The organism is Flavobacterium sp. (assembly GCF_036782315.1).
Taxonomy (GTDB): domain Bacteria; phylum Bacteroidota; class Bacteroidia; order Flavobacteriales; family Flavobacteriaceae; genus Flavobacterium.
The window spans coordinates 186,872-206,272 of sequence record NZ_DAIPZK010000001.1 but is presented as its reverse complement, the minus strand read 5'-3'; the positions used below and the strand labels follow the sequence as shown (position 1 = coordinate 206,272).

15 protein-coding genes are annotated in these 19,401 nt (G+C 32.4%); 10 read left to right on the top strand and 5 right to left on the bottom strand.

Features of this window, described 5'->3' with window-relative positions; genetic code table 11:
• Window positions 1-5 precede the first annotated feature (5 nt).
• Window positions 6-365, bottom strand: coding sequence for a dihydroneopterin aldolase (folB, locus tag V7P59_RS00855; protein WP_333807741.1), 360 nt, complete (start codon window positions 363-365; stop codon window positions 6-8).
• Window positions 366-483: 118 nt separating this feature from the next.
• Between folB and V7P59_RS00850 the strand changes: the two genes are divergently transcribed.
• Window positions 484-2,166 (top strand): glutamine--tRNA ligase/YqeY domain fusion protein, encoded by a 1,683-nt coding sequence (locus tag V7P59_RS00850; RefSeq protein WP_333807740.1) that lies wholly within the window; start codon window positions 484-486, stop codon window positions 2,164-2,166.
• A gap of 428 nt (window positions 2,167-2,594) precedes the next feature.
• Here V7P59_RS00850 and V7P59_RS00845 read toward each other — a convergent pair whose 3' ends face one another.
• Window positions 2,595-3,572, bottom strand: coding sequence for an SPFH domain-containing protein (locus V7P59_RS00845; RefSeq protein WP_333807738.1), 978 nt, complete (start codon window positions 3,570-3,572; stop codon window positions 2,595-2,597).
• A gap of 97 nt (window positions 3,573-3,669) precedes the next feature.
• Here V7P59_RS00845 and V7P59_RS00840 point away from each other — a divergent pair, with 97 nt between their 5' ends.
• Window positions 3,670-4,317, top strand: coding sequence for a PorT family protein (locus V7P59_RS00840; RefSeq protein WP_333807736.1), 648 nt, complete (start codon window positions 3,670-3,672; stop codon window positions 4,315-4,317).
• A gap of 32 nt (window positions 4,318-4,349) precedes the next feature.
• On the opposite strand, the gene gltX is transcribed toward V7P59_RS00840, so the two are convergent.
• Window positions 4,350-5,846, bottom strand: coding sequence for a glutamate--tRNA ligase (gltX, locus tag V7P59_RS00835; protein ID WP_333807735.1), 1,497 nt, complete (start codon window positions 5,844-5,846; stop codon window positions 4,350-4,352).
• Between the two features lie 176 nt (window positions 5,847-6,022).
• On the opposite strand from gltX, the gene V7P59_RS00830 reads away from it, so the two are divergent.
• The 7 genes from V7P59_RS00830 (at window position 6,023) to V7P59_RS00800 (ending at window position 16,279) form a co-directional block, all read left to right on the top strand.
• A complete protein-coding gene (locus V7P59_RS00830) occupies window positions 6,023-9,340 on the top strand; it encodes a hypothetical protein (protein WP_333807733.1) in 3,318 nt (1,105 codons plus the stop codon).
• Complete coding sequence (gene ybeY, locus V7P59_RS00825) at window positions 9,333-9,752, top strand: rRNA maturation RNase YbeY (RefSeq protein ID WP_333807731.1); 420 nt, start codon at window positions 9,333-9,335, stop codon at window positions 9,750-9,752. Before V7P59_RS00830 ends, ybeY begins: the two co-directional genes overlap by 8 nt.
• A gap of 55 nt (window positions 9,753-9,807) precedes the next feature.
• Complete coding sequence (mnmG, locus tag V7P59_RS00820) at window positions 9,808-11,679, top strand: tRNA uridine-5-carboxymethylaminomethyl(34) synthesis enzyme MnmG (protein WP_333807729.1); 1,872 nt, start codon at window positions 9,808-9,810, stop codon at window positions 11,677-11,679.
• 133 nt (window positions 11,680-11,812) lie between these two features.
• On the top strand, window positions 11,813-12,661 hold the full coding sequence (locus V7P59_RS00815) for a class I SAM-dependent methyltransferase (protein WP_333807727.1): 849 nt from the start codon (window positions 11,813-11,815) through the stop codon (window positions 12,659-12,661).
• 241 nt (window positions 12,662-12,902) lie between these two features.
• The gene (locus V7P59_RS00810; protein ID WP_333807726.1) at window positions 12,903-13,475 is read left to right on the top strand and encodes an OmpH family outer membrane protein; all 573 of its coding nucleotides are present in this window, start codon (window positions 12,903-12,905) and stop codon (window positions 13,473-13,475) included.
• Window positions 13,476-13,551: 76 nt separating this feature from the next.
• Entirely contained in the window at window positions 13,552-15,837 is a 2,286-nt protein-coding gene (locus V7P59_RS00805; protein ID WP_333807724.1) for a helix-turn-helix domain-containing protein, read from the top strand.
• A 130-nt stretch (window positions 15,838-15,967) separates the two neighbouring features.
• Window positions 15,968-16,279, top strand: coding sequence for a GIY-YIG nuclease family protein (locus tag V7P59_RS00800; protein ID WP_333807722.1), 312 nt, complete (start codon window positions 15,968-15,970; stop codon window positions 16,277-16,279).
• Window positions 16,280-16,461: 182 nt separating this feature from the next.
• Here the strand turns inward: V7P59_RS00800 and V7P59_RS00795 are convergent, their stop codons facing one another.
• Together V7P59_RS00795 and V7P59_RS00790 are read right to left on the bottom strand one after the other, a co-directional pair.
• Window positions 16,462-16,851: a DoxX family membrane protein gene (locus V7P59_RS00795; RefSeq protein ID WP_231842651.1), complete on the bottom strand. Its 390-nt coding sequence runs from the start codon at window positions 16,849-16,851 to the stop codon at window positions 16,462-16,464.
• A 2-nt stretch (window positions 16,852-16,853) separates the two neighbouring features.
• Window positions 16,854-18,005: a DNA polymerase III subunit gene (locus V7P59_RS00790; RefSeq protein ID WP_333807718.1), complete on the bottom strand. Its 1,152-nt coding sequence runs from the start codon at window positions 18,003-18,005 to the stop codon at window positions 16,854-16,856.
• 157 nt (window positions 18,006-18,162) lie between these two features.
• On the opposite strand from V7P59_RS00790, the gene V7P59_RS00785 reads away from it, so the two are divergent.
• On the top strand, window positions 18,163-19,350 hold the full coding sequence (locus V7P59_RS00785; RefSeq protein ID WP_333807716.1) for a phosphoglycerate kinase: 1,188 nt from the start codon (window positions 18,163-18,165) through the stop codon (window positions 19,348-19,350).
• Window positions 19,351-19,401 lie beyond the last annotated feature (51 nt).

Below are 19,401 nucleotides of genomic sequence, written 5' to 3'. Positions count from 1 at the left end.
TTTTTTTAATTTCTAAACTCTTCCATTTCAATAGTAACTGCTTCTACATCACCACCAATTGGAGGATTCAATTTTGAAACCGCTAATTTTATTCTTGAAATTGATGGAATTTCAGCAAAAATGCGAACAATTATGCGTTTGGCAACATGCTCTAATAACTTAGAACGAATAGCCATTTCTTCCACCACAATTTTGTTTAAATGTACATAATCCACAGTATCTGATAAATCATCAGTTTGAGCCGATTTTCTTAAATCTGTTTTTACTTCTAAATCTACGCGATAATCTGAACCAATTTTACCTTCCTCTATCAAACATCCATGATAAGAAAAAGTTCGAATATTATTTAATTTTATAGTTCCCATAAATTTTAACTTTCAGGTTTTATGTTCAAAGTTACTACCTTTTTATCTGTTTTTTTCATCAACTTTAAACTTTAAACTTTAAACATTTTCTATCTTTGCATAAAAGATAGAAAAAACAATGTCAACAGAAGAAAAATCATTGAATTTTATAGAACAAATCATTGAAGAAGATTTAAAAAATGGTTTGTCAGCAGATAAATTACGTTTTCGTTTTCCACCAGAACCAAATGGATATTTGCATGTAGGTCATGCTAGTGCAATTTGTTTAAATTTTGGTTTAGGAATAGATTACAACGCTCCAGTTAACCTTCGTTTTGATGATACCAATCCCTCAAAAGAGGAGCAAGAATATGTTGATGCTATCAAGCGTGATGTAGAATGGTTAGGCTTCAAATGGGATAAAGAATGTTATGCTTCTGACTATTTCCAGCAATTGTATGATTGGGCGGTAGTTTTAATCCAAAAAGGGAAAGCTTATGTGGATAATCAGTCGTCTGAAGAGATGGCAAAACAAAAAGGAACACCAACACAACCTGGAACTAATAGTCCAAATAGAAATCGTTCTGTAGAAGATAATTTAGATTTATTTGAAAGAATGAAAAACGGTGAATTTCCAAATGGAAGTTACGTTTTACGTGCTAAAATAGATATGGCATCTCCTAATATGTTAATGCGTGATCCAATTATGTATCGTATCATGCATGCACATCACCACAGAACAGGTAATGATTGGTGCATATATCCAATGTATGATTGGGCGCATGGTGAAAGCGATTATTTAGAGCAAATTTCACATTCGTTATGTACATTAGAGTTTTTACCACATCGTGAGTTATATGACTGGTTTTTAGATAATATTTACGACAGTTCAAAAGTGCGTCCAAAGCAAAGAGAATTTGCGCGTAGAAATTTATCTCATACGGTTGTTTCTAAACGTAAATTATTGCAATTAGTTGAAGAAAAGCATGTTACAGGTTGGGATGATCCAAGAATGTCAACGATTTCTGGAATGAGAAGACGTGGTTATACACCAGCTTCTATCCGAAATTTTGCTAAAACTATTGGAATTGCAAAACGTGATAATTTGATTGATGTTTCGCTTTTAGAATTCTGTGTTCGTGAAGATTTAAATAAAATTGCACCACGTGTAATGGCGGTTTTAGATCCTGTGAAATTAGTAATTACGAATTATCCTGAAGGTAATGAAGAATGGTTAGACGCAGAAAATAATCCTGAAGAAGAAGTAATGACGTACAGAAAAGTGCCATTTTCAAAAGAATTATATATCGAAAGAGAAGATTTTCAAGAAGAAGCACATAAGAAATTTTTCCGTTTGACATTAGGAACAGAAGTACGCTTGAAAAATGCGTATATTATTAAAGGAGAATCAGTTGTAAAAGATGAAAACGGAAATATTACCGAAATTCACGCTACTTACGATGTTGATTCTAAATCAGGAAGTGGAACAGAAGCAAGTCAAAGAAAAGTAAAAGGAACCATTCATTGGGTTTCGATTCCTCATGCAAAAGAAGCTGAAGTTCGAATTTATGACAGATTATTCACTAACGAAAGTCCAGATAAAGATAAAGAAGTTGATTTTAAAGAATATATCAATCCAAATTCATTAAAAGTAATTACAGGTTATGTAGAACCAAGTTTAGTTACTTCAAAAGAATTAGATCATTTTCAATTTCAACGTTTAGGCTATTTTTGTGTAGATAGAGATTCAGCACCAGAAAAATTAGTTTTCAATAAAACAGTTGGACTTAGAGATACTTGGGCAAAAATTTCAGAACAATAAAAATTTTAGAATTTTTGTCAAATCGAGCGAAGTCGAGATTTTTTAAATAATTTAAACCTGCAAAATTTCTTTGCAGGTTTTTTTATTACTAATTATTAAAAATAAAATTATATGATGTTAATTTGCTTCTACATCTATATTTTCTATTATTATTAAAAACTATTAAAATAAAATTTTCAATAAATAAAAACTTAAAAAAATGACTTTAATAAATTAATTTTAACGCAATAATTTTTTTCGCTAAAGTGTTTTTACATCCTTACTATTGAAAATGTCAGAAATAGCTTTATTTTAGTTTTTATTCAAAAATCACTTATTTCAATCCTGACAGGTTTCAAAAACCTGTCAGGATTTTATTTTTAACAATTATGCATAAAAAAACCACCAATTTAAAATTGATGGTTTTGAAATTAGTTCTGATAATTTTATTATGCTTCTTCTGAATCTTCAATTCCGAAATTTTCATTAGAAGTATTTTTCTTATTTACTTTTTTTGTTTTTTGAGCATTTTTCATCGCTTCGCCTACTTGGTTACTTGCCGTAAAACTTGCTACCATGTTGTTCAACATGTCACTTCCAGCTTGAGGTGAATTAGGTAATAAAATTAAATTACTATTCGCATCAGCACCAATTGCTTGTAAGGTATCATAATGTTGTGTCACAACGATTAAAGCCGAAGCTTCTTGAGAATTAATTCCCACTTTGTTTAATACATCAACCGATTCTACTAAACCACGAGCAATTTCTCTTCTTTGGTCGGCAATACCTTGACCTTGAAGTCTTTTACTTTCTGCTTCTGCTTTTGCTTTTGCTACAATTCTGATTCTTCCAGCTTCTGCTTCATATTCTGCAGCTGTTTTTTCACGGTCAGCCGCGTTAATTCGGTTCATCGCATTTTTAACTTGAATATCTGGATCAATATCTGTAATTAACGTATTGATAATGTCATATCCATAAGTTGTCATTGCTTCGTTTAACTCACGTTTTACTGCAATTGCAATGTCATCTTTTCTTTCGAAAACGTCGTCTAATTTTAATTTTGGAACTTCAGCACGCACTACGTCAAATACATAAGACGTGATTTGGTCGTGAGGATATTCTAATTTATAAAAGGCTTCGTATGCTTTTTCTTGTAATACTTTAAACTGTACCGAAACTTTCATTTTAACGAATACGTTATCTTTAGTTTTGGTTTCGATGATAACATCTAATTGTTGAATTCTCAGATTAACGCGTCCTGCAATTCTATCCACAATTGGAATTTTAAGCTGTAAACCCGAATTTCTTAAGCTTTGAAATTTTCCAAAACGTTCCACAACCACTACAGTTTGTTGTTTTACAGTAAAAAAAGAAGATAAAAGGACAATTAATCCAATGAAAATAAGAGGGAACATGATAAAATCCATAATTTATAGTTTTAGTTATAATGATTATACGCTTTTTAAAGTAAAAAGTTACAAAAACCAATTTTTAAGTTTACTTTTGGCGCATAAATTTTTATAGATGAAGAAATTAGCTTTTATCCTCCTTATGATTTCAACAGTTACAGTAGCGCAACGCGGTTATAAAGACAGTAACCGAATTGGTATTGGTGCTGGTTTAACACAATTAAATATTTATACTAATAATTTTACCGTAACTCCAGAAAATGGATGGATTGGTGGATTAAGTGTTAGAGGAAACTATTACAACAACTGGCAAATGAGTTATGGTATGTTTTTTACAGATAGTAATTTTTCAATTCCAACATTAAAAGGGTTGCAACAAACGCAAACGAATTTCAAATTGTCGGCAGTTCAAATTTATATTGTGCCGAGTTATGTTTTTATTGAAGATCATTTGAACTTAGAGTTTGGTCCAGTATTACAAGTTAATGGTAAATTAGGAGTTGATAAGGATGACGAAAATAATTCGTTGTTAGACCAGCCTGGTTTAATTGCCAAAGACATTGTTGATGTTTCAAAAATAAATGCCAATTTCTATATTGGAATTAATGGTGGTTTTAAAAATGTACGAGCAAGAATTGGCTATCAATATGGTTTAACCAACTTCTTCGGAAACTTAAAAAATAACGATAACGTTAAGTTACTGGGCGAAAAAATGAAAGGAAATATTGGTTTGATTAGTGGCCAGATTACGATATATCTTTAATAAAAAAGCCCTGAATTATCAGGGCTTTTCTTTTATAAACTAGCAATCGCTTTTTCTATTCTTTTCACCGTCTCGGCTTTTCCTATCATTTCGATGATGTCAAATAAATGTGGGCCTTTAAGCGCTCCTACTAAACTCAATCGTAACGGTTGCATTACTTTCCCCATTCCAATTTCGTTTGCTGTCATCCATTCTTTTAATAAGGTTTCGATATTAGCTGAAGTAAAATCTTCAATCTTTTGTAATTCCGAAATCACTTGTTGCATTAAACCTGGTGTTTCCTCTTTCCAGTTTTTAGCCGCTTTTTCGTCGTATGATGTTGGAGCTTCAAAGAAATAATCCGCTAAATCCCAAAATTCTGTTACGAAATTCGCTCTTTCTTTAATTAAAGAAACCACTTTTGTCAAATCGAGCGAAGTCGAGATTCCTTTTTTATTTAAAATAGCTTTAAAGCTTTCTGCTAAACTTGCATCACTTTGCTTTTGTAAATACTGATGATTAAACCATTTGTTTTTCTCTGGGTCAAACTTCGCTCCTGCTTTGTGGATTCGGTTTAAATCAAATTTTTGTACCAATTCTTCTAATGAAAAAATCTCTTGTTCGGTTCCATCGTTCCAGCCTAATAACGCTAAAAAGTTGATAACTGCTTCAGGGAAAAATCCGTTTTCTCTATATCCTGATGAAACGCCTTCTTCCGTTTTCCATTCTAAAGGAAATACTGGGAATCCCATTTTATCACCATCACGTTTTGATAATTTTCCGTTTCCAATTGGTTTTAAAATCAAAGGTAAATGAGCAAATTCTGGTGCTTTCCATCCAAAGGCTTTATATAATAAAACGTGTAAAGGCAAACTTGGTAACCATTCTTCACCACGAATCACATGCGAAGTTTCCATCAAATGGTCATCCACAATATTCGCTAAATGGTATGTTGGCATTCCATCTGATTTGAATAAAACTTTATCGTCTAATAAGTTGGTATCAAATTTAATGTCACCACGAATGATGTCTTTTAATTCTAAAATTTCATTCACAGGTGTTTTAAAACGAATAACATAATGTTCTCCATTCGCAATTCGCTCTTCCACTTTTTCACGTGAAACCGTCAATGAATTATCCAAATGCTCTCTTACCGAATGATTATAAATAAACGTTTTTCCATTCGCTTCAGCTTCTTTTCGCATCGCATCTAAACTTTCAGCCGAATCAAAAGCATAATACGCCCAACCCGAATTAATCAATTGGTCTGCATATTGTTGGTACATTGCTTTGCGTTCACTTTGACGATAAGGTCCAAATTTTTCATTTTTTCCAACGGTTTCATCTGGCGCAATTCCTAACCATTCTAAAGCTTCAAAAATATAAGCTTCTGCTCCTGGAACAAAACGCGTTTGATCGGTATCTTCAATTCGTAAATAGAAAGTACCACCATGTTTTTTGGCAAATAAATAATTGAATAAAGCGGTACGAACACCACCAATATGCAAAGGTCCTGTTGGACTTGGTGCAAATCTTACTCTTACTGACATTTCATTAAATTTTGCGCAAAGATACGATTACAAATTAGAAGTAAGAATTTAGATTTTAGAAAATCATTAGGTTATTAACAATCCAAAGTTACAAATGTTAAGTTTCACTAAAAACCTATTGACAATTCTAGGAAGATGTTGTATTTTTATCGGTTATAAACAGTATATCAACAATCTTGGAAGCAAAAAGCATTATTTTCGATAAGCTCGAAGGGTTTATCAAGAAGTTTTACACTAATGAACTGATAAAAGGAGTCATTCTTTTCATCGGATTAGGCTTGTTGTATTTCATTTTTACCTTATTGATTGAATACTTTTTATGGTTATCAACATCTGGAAGAACTATTTTGTTTTGGTTGTTTGTAGTTGTTGAATCTTTTTTATTGATTCGATTCATTGCTTTTCCGTTGTTTAAATTATTCAAATTACAACAAGGAATCAATTACGAACAAGCTTCAGAAATCATCGGTAATCACTTTTCGGAAGTGCAAGACAAGTTGTTGAATTTTTTACAATTGGCTAATCAAAGTCAAACTTCGGAATTATTAGCGGCTTCAATCGAACAAAAAGCTGCTTCGTTACAACCGATTCCGTTTTCAAATGCTGTGAATTTTGCCAAGAATAAGAAGTTTTTGCCTTATGCTATTATTCCAATTCTATTATTGATTTTGTTCTTCGTTACCGGAAATTCTGAAATTATTTCGAATAGTTTTGTTCGTGTGGTGAATTATGAAACAAAATTCGCACCGCCGGCTCCATTTGAATTTGTGGTTTTAAATAAATCATTAACCGCTCAACAAAATTCCGATTTTGTTTTGCAAGTTAAAACACAAGGAAAAGTGATGCCTGAAAATATTGCGATTCAAATTGGCAATGAAGAATATTTTTTGCAAAATACCAAACCAGGAGTTTTTGAATATACGTTTACTAAATTATCGAAAGATGTTACTTTTTCGCTTTTAGCAAATGGTTTGAATTCGAAAGAGTATCAGATTAATGTTGTGGATGTTCCTACGATTGCCAATTTTGAAATGGTATTGCAATATCCTTCTTATTTAGGTAAAAAATCAGAAGTAATTCAAGGAACGGGAAATGCTGTTGTTCCCGAAGGAACGGTTGTAAATTGGAGAATTAACGCTTTAGCAACCGATAAAGTTAGTTTCAAATCGAATAATCAAGTAAGTGTTTTCGCTAATAAAGATAATAACTTTTCACTTTTAAGAAGAATTACCGATAATTTGAATTATGAAGTAATTACATCGAATAGAAATATTAGTGAGTTTGAAAAACTTTCGTATCAAATAGCAATTATTAAAGATCAATACCCAACCATTTCAGTTCAAATTGCCCCTGATTCATTAAAGTTAAAATCGATAATGATGATTGGGCAAGTATCAGATGATCATGGTTTATCTAAACTTCAAGTTGTTTTTTATCCTAAAGGTAATCCAAGTGCTGTTAGAAAAGCAAATTTAGCTATTAAGAATCAAGCTGTGGATCAGTTTATATATTCATTTCCCAACGGATTATCAATTGATCAAGGTGTTAATTATGAATATTATTTTGAAGTGTTTGATAATGACGTAGTTAACAATTATAAAAGTACTAAATCTTCTGTTTTTCTTCATTTTGAATTAACAGAGGAACAAAAGGTTGACAAACAATTACAAGAACAAAACGAAAACATCAATAGCTTAGAGAAATCGCTTCAAAATCAAGAAAAGCAATTGTCCGAATTGGATAAGTTGCAAAAGATGAATAAAGAGAAATCCTCTTTAGATTTCAAAGACCAAAAGAAAATTGAAGATTTCATTAATCGTCAAAAACAACAAGACGAAATGATGAAAGAATTCACAAAAAAGTTAACCGACAATCTAGAGGAATTCAATCCTAAAGCACAAGATAAAGACAAAGAAGAGTTATTGCGTCGTTTAGAAGAAGCCGAAAAACAAGCAGCAAAAAATGAAAAACTTTTGAAAGAATTAGAAGAACTTTCTAAGAAACTTGAGAAAGATCAATTGTTTGATAAAGCCGATAAGTTAAAACAAAATGCTAAAAACCAGCAACAAAATTTGGAACAATTAGTCGAGTTAACCAAACGATTTTACGTTGAAAAGAAAGCCGAACAAATTGCTGATAAATTAGATAAGCTTGCAGAAAAAGAAAACAAATTAGCAGACGACGCTAAAGAGAACAACAAAGAAAATCAGGATGCTATTAATAAAGAATTTGAAAACATTCAAAAGGAACTCCAAGAGCTTCACAAAGAAAACAAAGATTTAAAAGCACCAATGGATATTCCTAATGATAAAAATGAACAAGAAGATGTTAAGGAAGATATGAAAAAAGCATCTGATGATTTACAAAAGCAAAACCAACAAAAAGCAAAACCTAAACAAAAAGCTGCAGCGTCTAAAATGAAACAAATGAGTCAAAAAATGACTCAATCGATGATGTCTGGTGAGATAGAGCAAATGCAAGAAGATGCTAAATTGTTACGTCAGATTCTAGATAATTTATTAGCATTTTCTTTTGAGGAAGAAGGCTTGATTAAAACAACGAATGCTTCTCAAACACGTTCATTACAATTAAATAAAGTTTTAAAAAAGCAACAAGATTTAAAATTACAGTTCAAGCATGTAGACGATAGTTTGTTTGCTGTTGCTTTACGTAATCCAAAAATCACTGAAACAATTTTAAATGAAGTTGGTGAAATTCATTATAATTTAGATAAGACTTTAGAAACTTTAGCGGATAACAATATTCAAAAAGGAGCTTCACATCAGCAGTATGTTTTAACTTCTGCCAATCGTTTAGCGGATTATCTAAGCAATGTGCAAAGCGAAATGAATATGGAAATGCAGGGTCAAGGTTCTGGAAAAGGAAAGCCTAAACCTGGAGGTGGTAAAGGAGGCGCACAACTCCCTGATATTATCAAACAGCAAGAAGGATTGAGTGAAAAAATGAAAGATGGCATGAAACCTGGAGATAAGCCTGGAGATAAGCCTGGAGAAAAACAGGGTCAAGGTAAACAAAAAGGACAATCTGGAGAGAATGGCGAAGAAGGTGAAAACGGACAAGAAGGAAATGCTGGTAAAGTTTTAGAGATTTTAAAAGAACAACGTCAATTAAGAGAAGCACTTCAAAAAGCTTTAGAAAAAGAAGGAATGACCGGCCAAGGGCAGAATGCTCTTAACCAAATGAAAGACATCGAAAAACAATTAATTAATAAAGGTTTTAAAAACGAAACATTGCAAAAAATGTTAAATTTAAAACACGAACTTTTAAAGTTAGAAAATGCAATTCAACAACAGGGAGAAGATACGAAACGTCAATCAAAAACAAATGACAAAACGTATAACGGGTCTACTACTCCACTTTCTAAAGAATTAAAAGATTATCTCAATAGTGTTGAAATATTAAACAGACAAAGCTTACCTTTGCAACCCAATTTTAACCAGAAGGTTCAAAACTATTTTAAAAGCAATGATTAGTTTTAATTACGAAACAGATTTCGAACTAGAAAACGAAGCACAATATGAAGACTGGATTTCCCGCATTATTGAATCCGAAGGATTTGAAGAAGGTGAAATCAATTATATTTTTTGTGATGATCAATATTTACACAAAATTAATGTTGAGTACTTAGACCATGATACTTTAACCGATATTATAAGTTTTGATTACACAGTAGGAAATTTAATACAAGGTGACATTTTCGTTTCTGTTGAAAGAGTTAAGGATAATGCTAATGATTACAATGTTTCTTTTGAGGACGAATTAAAACGTGTTTTATCTCACGGTGTTTTACATTATTGTGGATACAAAGATAAATCTCCTGAAGACGAAGCTTTGATGCGTTCTAAAGAAGAGGAAAAAATGCAAATGTTTCACGTGGAACATTAAGCTTATAAACTAGAGTTTTTTAAATGTTTCACGTGGAACATAATATTTATAAAAGATGTTTTTAAATCAATATGATGTAATTGTTGTGGGTGCTGGTCATGCCGGTTGTGAAGCTGCTGCTGCTGCTGCCAACATGGGATGTGCTACACTTTTGGTGACAATGAATCTTCAAAACATTGCACAGATGTCGTGTAATCCTGCCATGGGTGGAATTGCAAAAGGACAAATCGTTCGTGAGATTGATGCCTTGGGTGGATACTCGGGTATTGTTTCAGACAAGACAGCCATCCAATTCAAGATGTTGAATAAATCAAAAGGACCAGCAATGTGGTCGCCAAGAGTGCAATCAGACAGAATGCGTTTTTCGGATGAATGGAGATCGATGTTGGAGAATACTCCTAATTTGGATTTTTACCAAGAAATGGTTGGTGGGATTTTAGCGGAGAACGGGAAAATTGTTGGTGTAAGAACCTCTCTCGGAATTGAAATCAAGTCAAAGACTGTCGTGCTGACAAATGGAACTTTTTTGAACGGATTAATTCATATTGGAGATAAGCAATTTGGTGGTGGTCGTGCAGGAGAAAGTGCTTCTTTTGGAATTACTGAAGATTTAGTGAATTTAGGTTTTGAATCAGGAAGAATGAAAACAGGAACGCCACCTCGTGTAGATGGTCGTTCGTTAGACTTTTCTAAAATGGTTGAACAACCGGGCGATGAACACCCAGAAAAGTTTTCCTATTCGAATGTTACCACTCCTTTAAAAACACAACGTTCTTGTTGGATGTCGTATACTTCTTTAGAGGTGCATGATATTTTACGCGAAGGTTTTGACAGGAGTCCCATGTTCAATGGCCGAATAAAAAGTATTGGTCCAAGATATTGTCCTTCTATAGAAGATAAGATTAATCGTTTTGCAGATAAAGAGCGTCATCAACTTTTTGTGGAACCAGAAGGTTGGACAACTTGTGAATATTACATCAATGGATTTTCAACATCTTTACCAGAAGATATTCAGTTTAAAGCTTTGCGTTCAGTTGCTGGATTTGAAAATGTAAAATTTTTTAGACCTGGTTATGCTATTGAGTATGATTACTTCCCTCCTACACAATTGCAACATACTTTAGAAACTAAATTAATTGATGGTTTATATTTTGCGGGTCAAATTAACGGAACAACAGGATATGAAGAAGCAGCATCACAAGGTTTGATGGCAGGAATTAATGCTGCTTTAAAAGTACAAGGTAAAGAGCCATTTATTTTAAAGCGCGATGAAGCCTACATTGGGGTTTTAATCGATGATTTAATTACTAAAGGTACAGAAGAACCTTATCGTATGTTTACTTCTCGTGCTGAATATAGAACTTTATTACGTCAGGATAATGCGGATTTCAGATTAACTCCTAAAGGTTATGAAATTGGTCTTGCAAAAGAAGATCGTTTGCGTCGTATGGAAGAGAAGTTTTCTAAATCAGATGCTATGGTGAATTTTTTCAGAGAAACAAGTTTGAAGCCTGAAGAAGCAAATCCAGTTTTAATTGAGAAAGGTTCTGCTCCTATGAGTCAGCCGGATAAAATGTTTAAAGTTTTCTCTCGTCCTCAATTAGATTTAGAAGATTTTAAAAAATTTAAAAAAGTAGCGGATTATATAGTGAATCATAATTTGGATGAAGAAATTGTAGAACAAGCAGAAATTCAAGTGAAATATTCTGGTTATATTGAAAAGGAAAAAAATCATGCAGATAAATTAACACGTTTAGAAGATGTGGTAATTCCAGAAAATTTTAATTTTGATAAGATTAAATCAATTTCAATTGAGGCTAAACAAAAATTAAATAAAATCCGACCACGAACTATTGCACAAGCTTCTCGTATTAGCGGAGTTTCACCAAGTGATATTTCGGTGTTGTTAATATACATGGGAAGATAGTCTCAGTTTTCAGTCTCAGTTTCCAGTTTTTATTTAACTACGACTGAACACTGCGACTGCCAACTGAATATGTTTCACGTGAAACAACTTTGTTAACCCTACTAAAATAAGCCTTTAGCATAAAAATAAAAAAATGAATTTTTTAGAAGATAAGAGTTATATTACCGTTAAAGATTTTTCAGTTTCTGGAGAATCTTTTTCCTTGTTGTTAAATGAGGAATATCAAATTTTAAAAACACATCCCCAACCTACTTTGGATAAATTAGGTTCGTATTACGAATTTGAAGATTACATTTCCCACACTGATGGAAAACGTACACTGTTTGAAAAAATGTACCATTTCATTAAAAGAAAAGCAATTCGAGATAAAGTGAAATTAATAAATTCTTATCAACCTTTAAAAGGAAGAATTTTAGACATTGGTGCAGGAACAGGAGATTTTCTTTTGGAATGTAAAAATCAAAATTGGGATATCTTAGGAATTGAACCAAATGATAAAGCAAAAGGAATTGCTTTAGGTAAAGGAATTAAATTTGGAGATACTATTGAAAAACTAGAAAGTAATTCTTTTGATGTAATTACTATGTGGCACGTTTTAGAACATGTTCCTGATGTTGAACATCAAGTAGCCGAATTAAAACGGTTATTGAAACCTTCTGGAACAATTATTATTGCCGTTCCAAATTTCAAATCTTATGATGCAAAATATTACAAAGAGTTTTGGGCCGCTTATGATGTTCCAAGACATTTGTGGCATTTTTCAAAAACAGCAATTGAAAAATTATTCGACAAACAAAATATGAATTTAGAAGATATTAAACCCATGTGGTTTGATAGTTTTTATGTTTCGCTTTTATCTGAAAAATATAAATCAGGGAAAATGAATTTTATTTCTGGATTTTTTATTGGTTTTATCTCAAATATATCCGGATTCTTTAAAAATGAGTTTTCATCGCATATTTATGTTTTAAAAAACAAATAAAAATCAATTTAAAGCCGTTTTAAGTGTTTTTTTACTTGTTTTGATATCTTTTGTCGTGTTTTTTATAAAACTCTTTCTAATACGATTTATGAAAGCGTTTTTTAATAGTTTTCTATTATTGATTTTAAAAACATCTATAAAAAATAACTATAATTAAAAAATAAATAAAAAAGCAACAAATTTGCTACTTTATAACTTATTATTACTTTTACGAAAAATAAATAATTACCAATATAGAACCATGAAAAAATTAGTATTGATTTTAGGTGTTGCATTAAGTGTTTTAGCATGTAACAAAACAGAAACAAATTCGAAAGATTTTAAAACTGCATATATAGATACTGCTGAATTAATCGAGAAATACGAAAAATTCAAAGATGAAGATGATAAATTCAAAGTAAAATCAGAAGAACTTGGCCGTCCTTTAGAAGCAAAAGTAAGAGCTTTTCAAGCTGAAGCACAAAATTTCCAAAGAAACGCACAAGCAAAAGGTCCACAATGGGCGCAACAAATGGGCGCAGCTTTACAACAAAGAGAGCAAGAGTTAGGCGCTGAACAAAATGCTTTAATTCAACAATTACAAAAAGAAGGAGCTATTTTAAAAGATACTTTAATTAGTGAAGTAAAAAAATTCATTAAAGATTACGGAAAGAAAAAAGGATATGATTATATCTATGGAACAGGGGATGCTGCAACTGTTCTTTATGCTAAAGATGGATATGATATCACCAAAGAAGTTTTAAAAGAACTTAATGACAAATACAACGCTACAAAAAAAGATGATAAAGTAGCAACAGAAGAAAAGAAAAAATAACATAAAGTCCCGATCATTCGGGACTTTTTTATATCTAATCGTTTCTATATATTTGTTTTTTAAAAATTTACGCCACATGGAAAAAGTATCAGCCGCAGCCAATTTTACTCTTCGATTTATTAATCAAACCAATAAATCCATCTTTCTTACGGGAAAAGCAGGAACCGGAAAAACTACTCTTTTAAAAGAAATTATTGCTACAACACACAAAAACACAGTTGTTGTTGCACCAACAGGAATTGCTGCTTTAAATGCAAATGGAGTAACAATTCACTCGATGTTTCAATTACCTTTTGCCGCCTTTATTCCTGATAATAAACAACTTCCACATTTTTCAGACACTTTAAAATTCGAAAATCGCGATTCTTTAGGTCGTCATTTTAAGATGAATAACGTAAAACGTTCCGTAATTCGAAATATGGAATTGTTAGTTATCGATGAAGTTTCCATGCTACGTGCCGATGTTTTAGATGCGATGGATTTTATGATGCGAAAAGTACGTAGAAACGAACGCCCTTTCGGAGGAGTTCAAGTTTTATTTATAGGAGATTTATTACAATTACCACCTGTCGTTAAAAATGAAGAATGGGAAATGCTCAAGAATTATTATCGTGGTATGTTCTTTTTTCATTCGCACGTAATACAACAATTTCCGCCTTTGTATATCGAATTAGATAAGATTTTTCGTCAAACCGATGCTGAATTTATTGATGTTCTGAACCATTTACGACATAATAAAATCACTCCAGAAGATGTGCAACTTCTCAATCAATTTGTACAACCTAATTTTGATTTAAAGAAAAACAAAGGTTTTATCATTTTAACGACTCATAATGCTAAAGCTGATACCATAAATGCGCAGTCTTTAAAAGATTTAGAAGGAAAACAATTCACTTATTTACCAGAAATTACTGGAGATTTTCCTGAAAAAATTTATCCGTTAGAAGAACAGTTGCAGCTAAAAGTCGGAGCACAAGTCATGTTTATTAAAAACGATTTGAATTTCGAAAAGCAATTCTTTAACGGAAAAATGGGCATTATCAGTTCTTTAACCGAAAAGGAAATTTTTGTTCACTTTCCAGAAGAAAACAAAACGATTGAAGTCGAACGGTACGAATGGCAAAATATTCGCTACAAAGTCAACGAAAACACTAAAGAAATAGAAGAAGAAATCATCGGAACGTTTGTCCACTACCCTATCAAATTGGCTTGGGCAATTACCGTGCATAAAAGTCAAGGTTTAACTTTTGATAAAGCAGCGCTCGATGTATCGCAAGTTTTTGCTCCTGGACAAGCCTATGTTGCTTTATCGCGTTTGCGTTCGTTAAAAGGGCTTATTTTGCTTTCTCCGTTGCGAATGAATGGCATTTCGAGTGATGAAGAAGTGTTGAATTATGCCGAAAACAAAGCTTCTGAAGAAATTTTACAACATTCGTTAGCCAAAGAAACCATGATTTTTTGGTTGAATACGTTACTTAATTCATTTGATTTCAAAGAATTAGGTCAAGAATGGCGCAATCATTTGTTCAGTTATAATTCGAATCCCGAAACTTCGGGACCAAAATCACCTAAAAACAAGCATAACGATTGGGCAAAAAACCAACACGATAAAATCGCCGAAATTTTAGAACCTTCAGGGAAATTTATGTCGCAATTGCATAAAATTTTTTCCGACGAAAATTTGGATGTCAATTTCGTGAAAGAGCGATGTGATGCAGCTTATCAATACTTTTTCAAAACCTTAGATGCTATTGCAGAAGAATTGTTATTGAAAATCGAAGAAGTAAAACGCATTAAAAAAGTAAAAGCGTTTTATGACGAATTATGTGTTTTAGAAGAACTTCAAATCAAAGCGATTTTGCAACTTAAAAAAGCAAAATTACTGACCAATATCATTGTCGAAGGAAAAGAAATTTCGAAGCAAAATTTAATTTCGGAAGACATGAGTACCTACAAAATTAATAAGTTAGTAGTTGTGGCTGAACGTTTTAGAACTTTGCATGCTGCTTTAGTAGAAGACGACGAAGACGTTTCCTATTACACCGATACCAAAAAGAAAAAAACAAAAGAACCAAAGAAATCTACTTATGAAGACACTTTGGAACTGTGGAAACAAAACTTATCCATTTACGAAATTGCAAAACAACGAAAGTTAACGCCACAAACGATTTACAACCATTTTGCCAAGTTAATCCAAATGGAAATCGTCCAACTTTCTGACATTTTACCAGAAGATAAAATATCCGATTTAAGAGCAGCTTTCAAAGATTTTAAAGGCGAAAGCTTAGGCGAATTAAAAGAAAGTCACGGCGATAAATTCTCTTGGGATGAGCTTCGATTGTATAAAGCGAGTTTGGGTTAATTTTTAGCACAAGTTTTATCCACAAAGTTGTCATGCTGTCAAGCATCCCACACAAAGTTTAAACCCAATCATTTGTTCAGTTTATCATGCTGTTAAGCATCACACAAATAACACTTTAAAAGCCAAAATCATGATCGAATTCACAGAAGGAATCTACAACTTTTACGTTTACATTCTAACAAACAAAGCCAAAACCGTTCTTTACACTGGTGTTACAAATAATCTAAAAAGAAGATTACAAGAACACAACGAAAAAATAAACCCAAACAGTTTTACAGCAAAATATAACCTTAATTATTTAATTTATTACGAAAAATATGGCTGGATTCAACAAGCAATTGCTAGAGAAAAGGAAATTAAACTTTTAAGAAGAGATTTGAAATTGGAGTTAATAAAAGAATTCAACCCCAACATGGAATTCTTGAATAATCATTTTTCATAAGAACCACAAAGAGATGCTTGACAGCATGACAAACGTTGTGAGAATGTTTTACCGTTTAATTTAACCACAAAGTTGTCATGCTGCTAAGCATCCCACACAAAGTTTAAACCCAATTATTTCACGACCAGTTTGTCACGCTGTTAAGCGTCTCCTTAACAAATAAAATTTCTTTGATGTGAAAACTAATTCAACCAAAAAACCACTAAAACCGCTGGAATAAAGTAAATTACAATCGTTCTTGCACCATCATAATCTTTTGCTAAACGTTGTCCGAACAAAAGGAAAAGTAACGTAATACAAGATAAAATAGCACCATAAAATCCTAAACCTCTAATTACCACATCTTGCACCAAGTGTTGGATAATTCCCGAAACACATAAAATTCCCGAAACTACTTCTAAAACCAAAACAATTCCTAAAGCCATTGGAACTTGTTTTGCTAAAATGGTATTTGCAAAATGACCGGTTAACCATTCTACATTGCCTTTCCAATCTTTAATTTTATCATATCCAGATTGTAAAAAAGTGATGGCTAAAAAAGCTAAGACTAAAAGAGGAGCAACTTGTATCATAATTATGCGTTTTTATGGATTAATCGTGTTAGTTTTATGGATAAATCGGTTAGGATGATTTTGCTATTTCCGTTTCTTTCAATGTGGTAAATAGCATCTTCTAATTCTTTGTAAATATCTGAAATATTGGCACCATTTACAAATGGAGCAAATTTTTCCAATTCAAATTTTGGCACTTTTGTTTCTAAGAAAACCAAGTCATTTGCTTGATAATTAAGCAATAAAGCTTGTCTGAAAAAGTGAATGCAATAGTGTAAAAATTGTTTTTGCGTTTCTCTTCCGGTAGAAGCAATGTTTTCGCTCCAAGCAATTAAATCATTAATAGCGGCGGCATTTCCTTTGGCACGAAAAGCACTTCTCACCCATTCCACAAACCATTCGTCAAACGGAAATTCATCGTCTTCTTTTCGTAAAATATGCAACGCTTTGTTATAATTACCTTCACTTTGATGTGCGATTTTTTTAGCAACTGTTGGCTCACAATTTTCACGTAAAACTAAAGCTTCTGCAATTACACTTTCGCTCAAACCAATAAAATCAATCACTTGACAACGCGACAAAATGGTTTGTAACATATCGCTAGTGCTTTCAGTTATTAAAATGAAAACGGTTTTAGCTGGCGGTTCTTCTAATAATTTCAATAATTTATTGGCTGAAGAACCATTCATTTTATCCGCCATCCAAATAATCATTACTTTATAACCGCCCTCATAGGCTTTTAAAGATAATTTTTTGTTGATTTCAGTTGCTTCATCTACTCCAATTAAACCTTGTTTATTTTGAATTCCGAGGTTTTTCAACCAATCAAACAAACTTCCGTATGGATTTTCAGTTAAAAATTGACGCCATTCGACCATGAAATTATCACTAATCGCATGACTTTTAACGCTATCGGTTGTAGCTACAGGAAAAACAAAGTGCAAATCAGGATGCGAAAAATGTTCAAATTTTAGGTTACAAGAGGTGTTTTCACCTACATTTTCTCCTCCAACATTCCCACACAAAATATATTGCGCATAGGCAATCGCCATCGGAAGCGTTCCACAACCTTCTGGTCCTACAAACAACTGAGCGTGCGGAATTCTTCCGGCTTCGGCACTCTTAGTTAAGTGATTTTTAATATGTTCTTGTCCTAAAATATCTTTGAAAAGCATGGAACAAACCTAATCAAAAATTACCAAAATTGGTAGAAAACAAATCAAAAAGTTGGTTTTCTAAGTTTTTAAAAAAATGCAAAATATGATATTTGTTATAAAGATTTAAAATACAATAATTTATATTTGCATTCGCTCAAATTAAAATTCGATACAAATGAAAACACTTTACGACTTCAATTTCAATAACAAAAAAGCAATTATTCGAGTAGATTTTAACGTGCCTTTAGATGAAAATTTTAAGGTAACCGATGCTACAAGAATCGAGGCAGCAAAGCCAACAATTGACAAAATATTGAAAGATGGCGGAAGTGTAATTTTAATGAGTCACTTAGGAAGACCAAAAGGAGTTGAAGCCAAATATTCGTTACAACACATCGTTTCAAAAACGGAACAAATTTTAGGTCAAAAAGTGCATTTTGCTTCGGATTGTATTGGAGAAATTGTTGAAAATGCAGCAAAAAATCTTAAACCAGGCGAAATTTTATTATTAGAAAACTTACGTTTTTATGCCGAAGAAGAAAAAGGAGATGTGGATTTCTCAAAAAAATTAGCTTCTTTAGGTGATATTTATGTGAACGATGCTTTTGGAACTGCGCATAGAGCACACGCTTCAACTACGATTATTGCGCAATTTTTTCAAGAGGCAAAATGCTTTGGTTATTTGTTAGCTAAAGAAATTGAGAGTATCGAAAAAGTATTGAAAAATTCAGAAAAACCAGTGGTTGCGATTTTAGGAGGAAGTAAAGTTTCTTCAAAAATCACGGTGATTGAAAATATTTTAGACAAAGTAAACCACATGATTATTGGTGGTGGAATGACGTTTACGTTCATAAAAGCTTTGGGTGGAAAAATTGGAAATTCTATTTGCGAAGATGATAAATTAGATTTAGCTATTGAAATTTTGAAAAAAGCTAAAGAAAAAGGTGTTCAAATTCACTTACCAGTTGATGTTGTGGCTGCTGATGCGTTTTCAAACGATGCCAATACGCAAGTGGTAGATGTGAAAAACATTCCAGACGGTTGGCAAGGATTGGATGCAGGACCAAAATCATTAGAAATTATCAAACGAATTATATTAGATTCAAAAACAATTCTTTGGAACGGACCATTAGGTGTTTTTGAAATGGAAAGTTTTGCTAACGGAACCATTTCGTTAGGAGAATTTATTGCAGAATCAACTGCAAATGGTGCTTTTTCACTTGTAGGTGGCGGCGATAGCGTTGCGGCTGTAAAACAATTTGGATTAGAACCAAAGATGAGTTACGTTTCTACCGGTGGTGGAGCGATGTTAGAAATGCTGGAAGGTAGAACCTTGCCTGGAATTGCAGCTATTTTAAATTAAGAATACAATAAAAACGTTGATTATTAAGTTATTAATGATTAACACGCCCCA